This is a genomic window from Streptococcus danieliae, from assembly GCF_025447695.1.
Lineage (GTDB): Bacteria > Bacillota > Bacilli > Lactobacillales > Streptococcaceae > Streptococcus > Streptococcus danieliae.
Genome location: NZ_JAOBSU010000003.1, coordinates 1 through 12,836, shown reverse-complemented (window position 1 = coordinate 12,836; position 12,836 = coordinate 1). Strand labels below are relative to the sequence as shown.

The 12,836-nt window shown below is 44.8% G+C and carries 13 protein-coding genes and 1 pseudogene; all 14 read right to left on the bottom strand.

Features of this window, described 5'->3' with window-relative positions:
• Positions 1 to 74: 74 nt before the first annotated feature.
• A pseudogene (locus N4310_RS00405) lies at positions 75 to 471 on the bottom strand (type 1 glutamine amidotransferase family protein).
• 130 nt (positions 472 to 601) lie between these two features.
• The gene (gene dnaK / locus N4310_RS00400) at positions 602 to 2,419 is read right to left on the bottom strand and encodes a molecular chaperone DnaK (RefSeq protein WP_262091663.1); all 1,818 of its coding nucleotides are present in this window, start codon (positions 2,417 to 2,419) and stop codon (positions 602 to 604) included.
• 101 nt (positions 2,420 to 2,520) lie between these two features.
• On the bottom strand, positions 2,521 to 3,024 hold the full coding sequence (gene grpE, locus N4310_RS00395) for a nucleotide exchange factor GrpE (protein WP_179923604.1): 504 nt from the start codon (positions 3,022 to 3,024) through the stop codon (positions 2,521 to 2,523).
• Between the two features lie 11 nt (positions 3,025 to 3,035).
• Positions 3,036 to 4,070, bottom strand: a complete 1,035-nt coding sequence (hrcA, locus tag N4310_RS00390) for a heat-inducible transcriptional repressor HrcA (RefSeq protein WP_262091662.1) — start codon at positions 4,068 to 4,070, stop codon at positions 3,036 to 3,038.
• 185 nt (positions 4,071 to 4,255) lie between these two features.
• Positions 4,256 to 4,945 carry a histidine phosphatase family protein gene (locus tag N4310_RS00385; protein WP_262091661.1) on the bottom strand — a complete coding sequence of 230 codons (690 nt, stop codon included), beginning with the start codon at positions 4,943 to 4,945 and terminating at the stop codon, positions 4,256 to 4,258.
• The gene (gene rnmV / locus N4310_RS00380) at positions 4,946 to 5,521 is read right to left on the bottom strand and encodes a ribonuclease M5 (protein ID WP_420832885.1); all 576 of its coding nucleotides are present in this window, start codon (positions 5,519 to 5,521) and stop codon (positions 4,946 to 4,948) included.
• Complete coding sequence (locus N4310_RS00375; protein ID WP_262091659.1) at positions 5,518 to 6,294, bottom strand: TatD family hydrolase; 777 nt, start codon at positions 6,292 to 6,294, stop codon at positions 5,518 to 5,520. The genes rnmV and N4310_RS00375 overlap by 4 nt, the downstream gene beginning before the upstream one ends.
• 63 nt (positions 6,295 to 6,357) lie before the next feature.
• On the bottom strand, positions 6,358 to 6,492 hold the full coding sequence (gene rpmH, locus N4310_RS00370) for a 50S ribosomal protein L34 (protein ID WP_000831903.1): 135 nt from the start codon (positions 6,490 to 6,492) through the stop codon (positions 6,358 to 6,360).
• A 138-nt stretch (positions 6,493 to 6,630) separates the two neighbouring features.
• The gene (locus N4310_RS00365) at positions 6,631 to 7,323 is read right to left on the bottom strand and encodes a hypothetical protein (protein WP_262091658.1); all 693 of its coding nucleotides are present in this window, start codon (positions 7,321 to 7,323) and stop codon (positions 6,631 to 6,633) included.
• Between the two features lie 467 nt (positions 7,324 to 7,790).
• Positions 7,791 to 8,555, bottom strand: a complete 765-nt coding sequence (locus N4310_RS00360; RefSeq protein ID WP_262091657.1) for a hypothetical protein — start codon at positions 8,553 to 8,555, stop codon at positions 7,791 to 7,793.
• A gap of 770 nt (positions 8,556 to 9,325) precedes the next feature.
• Positions 9,326 to 10,411: an RNA-binding cell elongation regulator Jag/EloR gene (gene jag / locus N4310_RS00355; protein WP_262091656.1), complete on the bottom strand. Its 1,086-nt coding sequence runs from the start codon at positions 10,409 to 10,411 to the stop codon at positions 9,326 to 9,328.
• 20 nt (positions 10,412 to 10,431) lie between these two features.
• Positions 10,432 to 11,256, bottom strand: coding sequence for a YidC/Oxa1 family membrane protein insertase (locus N4310_RS00350; RefSeq protein WP_262091655.1), 825 nt, complete (start codon positions 11,254 to 11,256; stop codon positions 10,432 to 10,434).
• Positions 11,234 to 11,599, bottom strand: coding sequence for a ribonuclease P protein component (gene rnpA, locus N4310_RS00345; protein WP_179925608.1), 366 nt, complete (start codon positions 11,597 to 11,599; stop codon positions 11,234 to 11,236). The genes N4310_RS00350 and rnpA overlap by 23 nt, the downstream gene beginning before the upstream one ends.
• A 130-nt stretch (positions 11,600 to 11,729) precedes the next feature.
• Positions 11,730 to 12,836 (bottom strand): Rib/alpha-like domain-containing protein (locus N4310_RS00340; protein WP_262091654.1); only part of this gene is annotated, 1,107 nt, incomplete at its 5' end.

Genomic DNA, 12,836 nt, shown 5'->3' with positions numbered 1-12,836 from the left:
GCAACTCCCTTTTCCCTGACAACCCGTGTTCCTAAGGAACACCTTTTTTCCTTTCTTTAAAGTAGGGCAATTTATCACTCTATGGCTTCCAAGAGCAAACGAGCAACAGCCCTGCCTGACATCGGGTTCTGGCCAGTAATCAAGCGTCCGTCCCGAAGAGCATGGGATTGGAAGGGGAACTTCTGCTGGAAGTTGGCTCCTCGCCTCCTGGCCTCTGTCTCAGTGATAAAGGGAACTTTTTTCCACTTGCCACTCAGAATTTCTTCCCACTTGCTAAAGCCCGTCACCTGTTTTCCAGCCAATCGGAACAGTTCCCCCTTGCGGACTGACATAGTCCACCTGGTAACCGGCCTGAGTCACCTCTGCTACAAACTCCGTGGCTTCGGCTAACCATAAACCGGTCTGCTCGGGATCTTCCCCATACTGCTCAATATTGGTTAAGACAACCAAGACCTTCCCTTTATTTTCCATGGCTTTTCCTCTTTATGGAAAAACAGAGGTTGGGTTACAACCTCTGATTTCCTATTCCTTCATCGCAGTTGGGATTGACTGACTAGGACGCCTTCAGTTTGGAAGATCATCTGCCCTTGCCCAAAGGTTGTTACTTCTCAGTAAATTCCCCATCCACAACATCATCAGCTGGGTTTGCTTGACCAGCTTGGTCTGCACCTGCTTGAGCTTGTTGCGCTGCTGCTGCTTGCTCATACAATTTCACTGCAAGAGCTTGTGCTTTTTCATTGAGAGCTTCCAACTTCGCTTTCATATCATCCAAGTTGTTAGCTTCTTGAGCTGCTTTTAAGTCATCCAAGGCTGTTTGTGCTGCTGCACGTTCTGCTTCAAATTGTCCTTCTGTATCTTTCAAGGTTTTCTCAGTTGCAAAGATCGCTTGGTCTACTTCATTGCGAAGGTCTACTTCTTCTTTGCGTTTTTTATCTGCTTCCGCATTTGCTTCTGCATCTTTCATCATCCGATCAATTTCTTCGTCTGTTAGACCAGAGTTAGACTGGATCACGATTGTTTGTTCTTTCTGAGTTCCCAAATCTTTCGCTTTAACAGACACGATACCGTTCTTGTCGATGTCGAAGGTTACTTCGATTTGAGGGATTCCACGAGGAGCTGCAGAAATGTCTGTCAACTGGAAGCGGCCAAGTGTCTTGTTATCCGCTGCCATTGGACGCTCACCTTGAAGAACGTGAATGTCTACTGCAGGCTGGTTATCTGCTGCTGTTGAAAAGACTTGAGACTTAGAAGTTGGGATTGTTGTGTTGCGGTCAATCAATTTCGTGAACACACCACCCATTGTTTCGATACCAAGAGATAGGGGCGTCACATCAAGCAAAACAACGTCTTTCACATCGCCTGTAATCACACCACCTTGGATTGCTGCACCCATCGCCACAACTTCATCTGGGTTAACAGATTTGTTTGGCTCTTTACCAGTCTCAGCTTTAACGGCTTCAACAACGGCTGGAATCCGAGTTGATCCACCAACAAGGATCACTTCGTCGATTTCAGATAGAGATAAACCTGCATCTGACAAAGCACGACGAACTGGTTCTTTGGTACGTTCTACCAAGTCACGAGTCAAGTCATCAAACTTCGCACGTGTCAAGGTCATTTCCAAGTGAAGTGGTCCTGCTTCACCAGCAGTGATAAATGGCAAGCTGATTTGCGTAGAAGTTACTCCAGACAAATCTTTCTTAGCTTTTTCAGCTGCATCTTTCAAACGTTGAAGAGCCATCTTGTCTTGAGACAAGTCAATGCCGTTTTCTTTCTTGAATTCTGCAACCATGTGGTCGATAATCTTCTGGTCAAAGTCATCTCCACCTAGCTTGTTGTCACCAGCTGTTGCTAATACGTCAAAGACACCGTCTCCCAATTCAAGAATTGAAACGTCGAAGGTACCTCCACCAAGGTCAAAGACCAAGATTTTTTCTTCTTTATCAGTTTTGTCCAAACCGTAAGCAAGAGCTGCTGCAGTTGGCTCGTTGACAATCCGTTCTACTTCAAGACCGGCGATTTTACCTGCGTCTTTTGTAGCTTGACGTTGTGCGTCGTTAAAGTAGGCTGGTACTGTGATAACGGCTTTTGTAACTTTTTCTCCAAGGTACTCTTCTGCATAGCCCTTCAAGTATTGAAGGATCATGGCTGAGATTTCTTGAGGCGTGTATTCTTTACCATTTGCAGAAACTTTCTCAGAAGTTCCCATTTTTGATTTGATAGAGATGATGGTATCAGGATTTGTCACAGCTTGGCGCTTAGCCGCATCACCAACGATGATTTCACCATTTTTGAAAGAGACAACAGATGGCGTTGTACGGTTCCCTTCTGGGTTAGCGATAATTTTTGGTTCAGTTCCTTCCAATACCGCTACTGCTGAGTTTGTAGTTCCTAAGTCGATTCCAATAATTTTTGACATAATCATTTTTTCCAAGAATCCGAAGATTCTTGACCTTTCTTTTGTTTCTTTTAAAAAATAAAATTCATTCGAGGATAGTTTTATGACATTGCGGTCATACTTTAATTGTAAACAACAACCATGGCTGGGCGAAGCACCCGCTCATGAAGTTTATAGCCTTTTTGGAAGACCTGGGCGATGGTATCCGCTGGATGGTCTTCGTCAGCTGGCTGGGTCTGAATAGCCATGTGGAAATTTGGATCAAAAGCACCGTCTGTAGCGACTTCTTCGATTCCTTCTTCCTTCAAGGCTTGGATCAAGCTTTCTTGAACCATTTCCAAACCTTTTTTCACATCTTCTGTGAGGCCTTCAACTGCCAGTGCCCGCTCTAGGTTATCCAAGCTTGGGAAAATCTTTTTAGCCAAGTCCTGGCTGCGGTATTTTTGAAGCGACTGGCGCTCTTCATTGGCCCGGCGCTGAATGTTTTGCATTTCAGCTACAGCTCGAAGATACTTATTTTCTAGTTCTTCTAGCTGCTCTTGTGCAACTTCTAATTCTGTTTTTTCTGGAGCCTCCGTGGTTTCCTCCACTAGCTCTTCCATTTTTTCAGTAGTTTCCTCTGCCACCTGGCACCTCCTTAATGCACTTCATAATGGTTACTGCTAAGGTAACGATAGAAATCGGTCAGCTTCATCGTCATAACACGACTGACAGCTTCAATTAAACTAAGTAAACGTTGGTAATCGCTATTCACCGGCCCCACCACGCTAAGGAGTCCATAGCCCCGATAAGGAATCAAGAAGCGTTTACTCATCAGACTCAAATCAGCTAAAGGTTGACTGGACGAATCAGCAATGCGAATCAATTGCTCCTGATTATCGGACCAACCTTCGCGTAGCTCAAGGGCCAGCTGTTGTTCATTGGTGAAAAAGCGATAGGTTTCCAGCCCCACTTCCTGTAGCAGATGCTCCTGGCCTGATGCCACAACTTCTTCTGCAAAAAGATCCGAGAAAAGATGCTCCATCAAAGCGGTGACATTGTCAGGCGAAAGGAAATAGCGTTGGACTACTTGCGGAATTTCTGTTCGAATCTTGTAGTGAATGGAGAGCACCGACTCTCCCAACAAACGATCCAAAACCATATCCCTGAGCTGGTATAAATGATCCACCAAAAAATTCCGAGGAATGACCAGCTCCTTGGTCAAGATTCGAGAATCATCAAGCGTCATCACAGCCAAGGCTGTGTGAGATCCCAAAACAACCAAATCAAATGCCGTTAGTCTCTGATGACTGGGTTCAACATCCAGTACAAAGGCGGCCAGACCAGTCATCTCTGACAAGAGATCCGCTCCTCTTTTGAAGATATCCTTTAACTGGAAAAAATCTTCATCAAAGGCTTTCAGAATTTGAAAAACTTCCTCGGGAGGAAGGCTGGTCAAAGCCATGGAGTTCTCAACATAATATTGATAACCCGCAATACTTGGCTTCCGACCGCTAGAGGTATGAGACTTTTCTAATAGTCCCATCTTCTCCAAAGCCGCCATATCGTTCCGAATGGTTGCACTGGAAGAAGCAATTCCTTCCTGCAAGCGTTTGGAACCAACTGGCTCATGGGTCTCTGTAAAAAGTTCAATGATCATCCTTAGAATGATCTCTTGTCTTTCTGTAACCATGTTTCCTCCCAGCCATTAGCACTCGTGTAACCTGAGTGCTAACTCATGATTCTATTATACAGCATCCAGTTTCTCTGTCAAGGTTTTTTGCTCAAAAAATTAGCACTCTTTTGAAAAGAGTGCTAATTTCCACTATAAATCCGCAAAAAAGCCTGATTTAGCAGACTTTTTCGGCTCTATAGGTCTTAAGACTGATTTTGATCCAAGACCTTGCGGCCGTCTTGGCGGTAGGATAAATCACCGACTTCAAGAACCTGGAATTGACCATCTTCGTAACGGATACGAGTCACGCTACCATTATCCAAGACCACAAAGCGTTGACCATTCAATAAATACAAGAGAGTCCCAATGGTCATACCATGGCTAACCACCAAGGCATTCCCGCCCCCAGCAGCTTCCATTTTCTCAGCTAGATCCTTGATTCCCGCCAGCAAGCGATCCCGTAATTGCTCCCAGGTTTCCGCCCAATCAGCTGTATCTGCTTCATAAATGGCCTTGGCCATATCCTCATAGGTCATTTCTTCCATTGAATCGACGCCCGCAATCCGCGGTAGAATGTTGAAGAAAAGATCCTGATCATAAACGCCGTCATTGGAACCAAAAGACCACTCCCGAATCCGAGCATCATAGGTATAAGGAATTTCTCCCTTCAAGCCCAACTCTGACAAAAGAATATCCATAGTCAGAATCGTCCGCCCCAAATCACTCGAAAGAGCACGGTGGAAACTAAGTCCACGTTCACGGAGACCCACTCCCAATTCGCGAATGCCTTCTTGCCCTTGCTCAGTTAAAGGGGTATCGCTCCAACCTTGAGCCCGGTGTAGAGTGTTAAACATGGTCCGACCATGACGAACAATATACAAATCTGTTGCCATCTATTCTTCCTCCTCTTTAAATCCCGCCAGAGCTGTCACCAACTCCTCCAGGGAAATCCCAAACATGGCCAAACGCTTTGGCAATTGCTTGCCGTTGGAATAGCCAATTCGCAACACTTCACCGACATATTCCCGACGTTTGCGACTCTCTGCTCCTGCTAGCAGACCCAGCCGCATCAGATCTACTTGAGAAATCTGCTCCTGCGGATCTGCTTGCCGGCCCGTAAAAGCTCCGTCCAAAGCCTCCTTCAAAGCCTCAAAATCCGCATGTTCAACGCCCAAAGAGCGACCTGCCGATTTAGACTTAGGAGTCGCCTCAGCCCGTCTCAGAAAGGCCTGACCGACTTCTGGAACAGCCTGACTAATCATTTTACGCAGACGTTCCCCATTGTAATCGGGATCAGTAAAGACAATCACTCCTCGCTGCTCCTGCAAACAGGCAATTCGCTCAAGATCCTCTGAGGATAGAGCAGAGCCGCGGGTCTCATAGGTATCCACCTGAAAAAAGCGTTTCAGATTGGCGGTATCATCACGGCCCTCAACCACTACAACAGGTCCAATCACTGGTTTCATCAATTCTCACCATCCAGACCAAAGACCCGCCAGGCATTGGCAGAAGTTGCTGCAGCCAGCTCTTCTAGACTAAGCCCCCGCAGCTGAGCCAGCTGCTCAGCCACATAGCGGGTATAGGCTGTCCGATTTTCCTTACCTCGGTAAGGAACTGGAGCCAGGAAGGGGGCATCTGTCTCGACTAAAATTCGGTCTAGCGGTAACTTGGCCGCTGCCTCTTGAATCTCTAGCGCTTTTTTAAAAGTAACAACGCCTGAGAAGGAGATCCACATCCCTAATTTTATAAATTTTTCCGCCATCGCAACAGAACCGGAATAAGAATGCATGATCCCCCCACGAGCAGGGAGGCCTTCATCCGCTAAAATACGATAGGTATCATCCAGAGCATCACGCGTATGAATCACTACTGGCAAGTCCAATTCCTTGGCCAGACGAATCTGACGGCGAAAGACATCCTCCTGCACCTCTTTGGGGGCAGTCATCCAGTGGTAGTCCAAACCGATCTCCCCCAAGGCCACCACCTTGGGATGGTCTAGAGCTTCCCGCAAGTAAGCTTCAACCTGCTCATCATAAGTTCCGGCCTCCGTCGGATGCCAACCCAGGGTCAAGTAAATGGAATCTTCATCCGCCAAAGCCAAGGCTGCCTCAATCGACTCCCGATCAAAGCCAACCACATTGTGCCAGGCGACACCTAGCTCACGCGCCAATTCAAGCTCTTCCTCTAGCCGACCCGCAAATTGTTTTAAGTTTAAATGCGTATGTGTATCAAAAATTTTCATAAACTGACTTTCTATATGTAAAAAAATCAGTAGACTCGAGTTTCTACTGATTTTTTTCACTCATTAAGCTGAAAGAACTTTACGTCCCTTACGACGACGTGAAGCAAGCACACGGCGACCGTTCTTAGTAGACATACGGTGACGGAAGCCATGCTTACGTTGACGACGAATTTTACTTGGTTGATAAGTACGTTTCACGAGAATACCTCCTCTTAGATTCTTTGTATTCGTTTAGCCGGCTAGTTGTGATCAGTTACTAAACATACCTTGCTATTTTAAACGAAAAATTCTAGGATGTCAAGGGAATGGGACAGTAAAAATTATTAATTCAGAAAATCAGATATCTTTTAACACCATTTCAAGCAGTCTGTCACTAAATGAACCAAGCACCTGATTCCTTTTCTCAGCTATAAATTTCTTAGCTTCAGAAAACTCTATAACTTTATAACCACTTTCCTCTATATCTATATCTATAACCACATCCTTTATAAATCCAAGGGCCATACCGCTATATACAAAAAGAACTTCATGTAACTTAGCTAATTCCACATCTCCCTTTTGATATAATCTCAGTAGAAGATGGAAAAGCGTAAAATATTCCTCTGTAATATAGTCAAAACGATTAAAGTCTTCCGTAGAGATTTCTTTCTCAGAATGTTTTGCACGCACCCCGATATCAATGGAATCAGCGAATAGATACTGCTCTGCAAGCCCTACATCTATTTTAATCAATGAATCAATAAAAGCCATTTCCCCATCACCTTTATTCATACGTAAATACCCAGACAAAACCAAGTTTTTTCGAATATACGAATCTAAACGTTTCCGTGCACTCATCTTAAACCCTTCAGTTGTATCCTGCTCTATACGGCTCCTCAAATCATAAAGTTGATCCATGACCTCCGTCATATCATCGAATTTCTTCTTAACGAATTCGAGTGAGTCATTTTCATCAACTCTGCGTAAATATTTTTTTATTCTCTTCTCAAGCTCACTCAACTCAATACGATAAGCTACCTGTGGTTTCATATCCTAATATCCTTTCCTAATAGCAGTCTATATCCTAAGATAACAACTCTTTTCCCTCTTACTTGCATAGCCTTAATGATGAATTGCAAAAACTTGATTTTCACCAGTTCTTAATTTAGTTTTATAAATTGACATTTTATCCAACAAATATTTAGATACAGTCCTATTCAATGGCGCTTCAATCTTCTTTTCAGGAGATGTATAAACTATTTTAGGCCTTTTATAACGAACATCCTCTAAACATATCGGGCTAAGATATAAATTCTTATCTTTCTTCTCATATTGAAGATTAGTTGTTTTAGAGATCCCCTCTTGTGTGAGTAGGGCAAGTTGTTCTAAGGATTCAAATTTATCAACTAGTGGTTTTTCAAGATACCCTGTTATTGGGCGCTTACAGCCCTTCCCCTAAATGATTCATAAAATCTTTCTGAAACAGGTCAAATGAAAGGGCACTCGCCTATCTTCACCTACCAAATATATTCACCCAGCAAATCATAATCATCCACTAAGCTTTCCAAAAATTCCTGGGACTCACTGAAATCATAGGACATCCTTTTCCCCTTAAGCTTACCTTCATCCACCCTATTTCCAACTTCCAATAAAAAATTCATCCAATTTTTTAGTTGCCTTTCATAAGTTGAAACAATTTCGATCAGTTCCGTAACTTCCATTCGAGATGTCCGCTTACTTTGGCTCTTCTCAAAAACTTCAAAAATACCATCGAGAATGGCGATAAATTCTTCATCCATTCGCAAGCAAGTCATACTAAATTCCTCATCGATCCATTTATCCAAACCCCAAGCTAAATCAGCAAGCAAATCATATCCATATAAAATTTCAGAAAATCCCTCAGCTAGATCAAGGTTCAAACGAAGAAAGCGATTGGACAAGTCCTGCCGGTCTCCATCCAAATTCAAACAAGCAAAGGAAATCGCCAAGCGATGTCTGCGTACATCATCAATCAAACGAGCTCGAGCCTTTTCTTTAAAATCCGCGGATTGATCCTCTTTGATAGTCCGTTCCAAGTCTTCTAAGATATCGAGAGTATCCAGAAGCTCTTCACTCTTTTCTTCACGCATTTCCTCAGTATCATCAGCTTCATAGCGAGGAAGACCTTTTAATGTTGAGGTTTCTAATTCTTTCAATTTAATTCTATAAAAAGCATTGGCTTTCATGTTGACTAGTCCTTTCCAAAAAGGAACGGCTCGAGCCTTTTCCCTTTTTACTTGCATTCTATCTTCAACGTGCTATGATAGTGTTATAAGAGGTGGTCCAACGACCATCCCCCGTAGCGCCGTTTAAGACGGTGACTCATTGAGCTAACAAAAAAGCGTTAACCAACTGGCCAAAGTTTTCGGTTAACGTTTTTTGTTATGTTTCCCTCATTTATTGACAGAAGCGAGCTTGGACAAAACATTTACTATCATGACAAGTTTGTACAAAAGCTCTATCAATTCGAGTACTGACATGAACATCCCCTTTCTTTTAGGATAAGAAATGTCGACCTGCGTTAATAATTAACGCATAGGCACCACATCCTTTCCAAAGTAAAAGGAGTCACCGAATGAACTTTGCTACCCTTCCATCTTAACAAATTAATCTAGAAAAAGGAAAGATTTTCCAATTTCAAAAGCAATGATTTTACATCCCTGAAATAAATGAAGCTCTGCGTCATCCTAACCTCTAAAACAAGAAGCACTAGCCAGTACTCGTCAAAGCAGGACAGCTAATACTCCTTATAGTCATTTAGTTTCTATTAGACTTCCTGCGAAACAGTGACAGAACCTAAGATTTATCGGAGTCATCACTTGAAAAAGACTGAGTTACAAAATGTTTCAGTGTGGTTATGCAATCTCTCCTGCTGAGAAATGGGATCTAATACATTAGTTCCGCAGGAAGTCTATTACTGCATTGGCTCGTCTCGCCTTACCTATTTGAAATTTTCTTCGAAATATTTATCAACAAACTCAAAACCTCTCCATTTCGCGGAGAGGTTTTGAGTTTAAACTAATTCTCGTTCTTCTTCAACATCCACTACAACATAACGATTTGGTTCATCCCCTTCTGAATAAGAGGTGACACCGTCAATTTTCGAGATGATTCGATGGATGATTTTTCGCTCGCTATTCGACATAGGGTCTGTTTCCATAGCTCGGCCTTCTTCTAGCACGCGAAGAGCAAGCTTCTGAGCGTAACTTTGGAGAACCTCTGCCCGGTGTTCCACATAGTCATTGACATTAATCGAGATAAAAAGAGTCCGTCCATAAAGGTTATACAGGTAGTTTTGAGCTAGGAGCTGCAAGGATTTTAGCACCTTACCATGGTAACCAATCACGCGCCCTGGCTCATTGGTATCAATTTGGAAGTAAATGGTCCGGCGGCTGATAGATGCCGAAACGCTAGCCTCCACATCCATTTCCTTCAGAATAGCTTCCAGATAAGACTGGGCCTGATTCATCTGCTCTTCTTCCAAGCTATCACGCTCACGGCGAACAAAGGAAACCGCTTCGGGTTCAGCCTCGTCCTCAACAACTGCAACTGGTTCCTGCTCTTGGACCACAAGATCCTGGACTACTGGTGTCTCCATCGGATCCGCTTCCAACTCAGTTTCAAGCACCTCTGCTACCTCCACTGCTTCCACCTCAGCGAGGGGTTCAGAGGTCTGTGGGCTTGCAATTTCAACGTCTACCACTTCTTCTGGCTCAGAAGCTTCAACAAGGATTTCCTTCTGCTCTTCCACTAAATCTTCCTTAGGCAGATCACGCGGGAAGAGAATGCTGAGTTTGCCGGTTTCGGCTAATTTCGAGATAGCTTCCGTCATATCTTCCTGGGATTGACTTTCAGCTGGAACATCCTCTTCCAGAGCTTCCACTAGGGGAGCTTGAAGGGGAATTGTATCTTCGAGGTCATCATAGTCCGTGAAAGTTAAGGCTTCCATTTCAACCTGGGCCAATTTTTTGCCCAGTCCTAAAAAACCAGATTTTTCACGAGCCAAGACCTTGATTCGAACTTTCATACGTGGGAGGCCTAGGTCCTCTAGTCCATTTTTAATTGCTTCCTCGACAGTAGCTCCTGTATAAAGTGCCATAAGTAAACTCCTTTATCGCTTTACTTTTTCTTTCTCTTTTTCTGTGCCTTGCGGATGGCCTTGCGTTCTGCAACAACTTTTTGCTTGGCCTTATCTTCCTCACGTTGACGTTCAGCCACTATTTTGAAAGGATTGTTCAAAAATAGCGTCTGCCCAACTTGGTAGGCATTGGAGATAGTCCAGTAGAGGGCCACCCCACTTGCCACTGAGAGCGAGAGGAAGAAAATCATCACCGGCATGAGATAGGTCATGCTGGAGGTCAGTCCATTTTTTTCTTTTAAAGCATAAGTAGATAGCCAAGAAGCCCCAAAGGTGAGTGCTGCAGCCAAAAATGGGAGAATCAAGTAAGGGTCGGGTTGGCTAAGATCCAACCACAAGAAGTGGGCTCCTTGCAAAATGTCCACCCGTGTGAGGGACTGGTAGAAAGCCAATAAAATCGGTAACTGAACAAAGAGGGGGATAAAGGCCGCAAAGGGACGAACACCCTGCTCCGCATAAAGAGCCTGCGTCTTACGCGCCAACTCCTCCTGACCTTCGCGGCCACGGCCACGATATTCCTCTTGCAGAGCTCGAAGAGCAGGCTGAATTTCCTGCATTTTCTGAGAAGATTTGGTTTGATACTGGAAGACCGGTAAGAGCAACGTTCGCAATACCAGGGTCATAAGAATAATTCCTAGACCTACATTACCACCTAAGGAAAGTCCATTGATGGTCTCCGCAAATAAATAAACCAATTTCTCCCAAAGTCCAGAGGACTGACTGGTCACCTGAGAGGTCCCACAGGCTGTGAGCGTAACCAAGGCCAAGCCCACAAGTCCTGCACTAAAAATTTTCTTTCTCTTCACATTCATCTTCCTTTTGATAAATCGCAGCCAGCTTGAGAACATGGAGCAAATTCTGCTCCATCTCCGCATAAGACAATTCCTCGACCCCTTTACGGGCAATCAACAAAATGTCTACAGGTGCTAAATGATCTTGGTGTTTCTGAAGAAGGTGGCGCAGATGCCGCTTGATACGATTTCGCATTACTGCATTCCCCAACCGTTTGCTTACGGAAAGCCCCACTCTAAAGTGCTTCAAGTCGCTATCCATCTGATAAACCACAAACTTCCGATTAGCCTTATTTCGCTTCTGGGCTAACAAAGCCTTAAAATCTTGATTTCTTTTGATACGATAGCTTTTTTTCACAATCTTCTTCCTTCATCAAAATTAGTATTATTATACCACAATTTCCAATAAATCCAATACTATCAAGGGATAGAGACAAAAAAGCAAGCGAAAACAATCTGTTTTCACCTGCTCAAGAGCTCTATAGCCGTTATTTTTCTTCTTTTTTGGTTTTTCCAAGGAGGAATCCCAGACCAAGAAGAGACAACAACCACGTCAAAAAGGTTAGCACTGGATTACTTGACTCCCCTGTATTCGGAAGTTCCTGCGCCTGTGTTTGTCCCTCAATAGCCACAGACTCTTTCCTCAGAGCGGCATTCTCCACAGTCGCGGACTGTCCAGACTCTTCCCGGGTCACCGGTTGTCCAGGCTCCACCGGAGTTACCGGTCTCTCAGGTTCAACAGGGGTTACCGGCTGCTCTGGTTCAACAGGGGTTACCGGTTGCTCGGGTTCAACTGGGGTTACTGGCTGCTCGGGTTCAACCGGAGTTATCGGTCTCTCAGGTTCAACCGGAGTTACCGGTTGCTCGGGTTCAACTGGGGTTACTGGCTGTTCTGCTTCCACTGGAATTACCGGTTGCTCGGGTTCAACCGGGGTTACTGGCTGCTCGGGTTCAACCGGGGTTGCCGGTTGCTCGGGTTCAACCGGGGTTGCCGGTTGCTCGGGTTCAACTGGGGTTACTGGCTGCTCGGGTTCAACCGGGGTTACCGGTTGCTCGGGTTCAACCGGGGTTACTGGCTGCTCGGGTTCAACCGGGGTTGCCGGTTGCTCGGGTTCAACTGGGGTTACTGGCTGCTCGGGTTCAACCGGGGTTGCCGGTTGCTCGGGTTCAACCGGAGTTACCGGTTGCTCGGGTTCAACTGGGGTTACTGGCTGCTCGGTAACTTTAACAGTGACCTTGACAGGTACCTGATCCTCAGATCCATCGCTATAGCGAACGGTCACTTGACCTGTCAACTCACCTGCTTTAGCATCTACTGGAACACGAATAGTTACCCAACCTTGAGTATCTACCGTCATTCCTTGACCGACAGCTGTGTAGGTTACACTAGCTGGAAGATTGATTCCCGGAACCGTCACTTGAGTACCGGCTTGAACCTCAACTGGGACATAGGAGGGACTGTATCTATCCGCCTCTGGCATCACAACTGGTTTAGCAGTCACTTGAACGGTTACTGGAACAACATCTTGCGATCCATCATTGTAACGAACTGTTACACTTCCAGACAAGCTACCTGTAGACGCGTCAGATGGAAC

What these genes read in the sequence shown, in the direction of transcription:
- dnaK (WP_262091663.1), bottom strand. Translation starts at nt 2,419, where the DNA reads ATGTCAAAAATTATTGGAATCGACTTAGGAACTACAAACTCAGCAGTA.
- hrcA (WP_262091662.1), bottom strand. Translation starts at nt 4,070, where the DNA reads ATGGTTACAGAAAGACAAGAGATCATTCTAAGGATGATCATTGAACTT.
- N4310_RS00385 (WP_262091661.1), bottom strand. Translation starts at nt 4,945, where the DNA reads ATGGCAACAGATTTGTATATTGTTCGTCATGGTCGGACCATGTTTAAC.
- N4310_RS00375 (WP_262091659.1), bottom strand. Translation starts at nt 6,294, where the DNA reads ATGAAAATTTTTGATACACATACGCATTTAAACTTAAAACAATTTGCG.
- N4310_RS00365 (WP_262091658.1), bottom strand. Translation starts at nt 7,323, where the DNA reads ATGAAACCACAGGTAGCTTATCGTATTGAGTTGAGTGAGCTTGAGAAG.
- N4310_RS00360 (WP_262091657.1), bottom strand. Translation starts at nt 8,555, where the DNA reads ATGCAAGTAAAAAGGGAAAAGGCTCGAGCCGTTCCTTTTTGGAAAGGA.
- jag (WP_262091656.1), bottom strand. Translation starts at nt 10,411, where the DNA reads ATGGCACTTTATACAGGAGCTACTGTCGAGGAAGCAATTAAAAATGGA.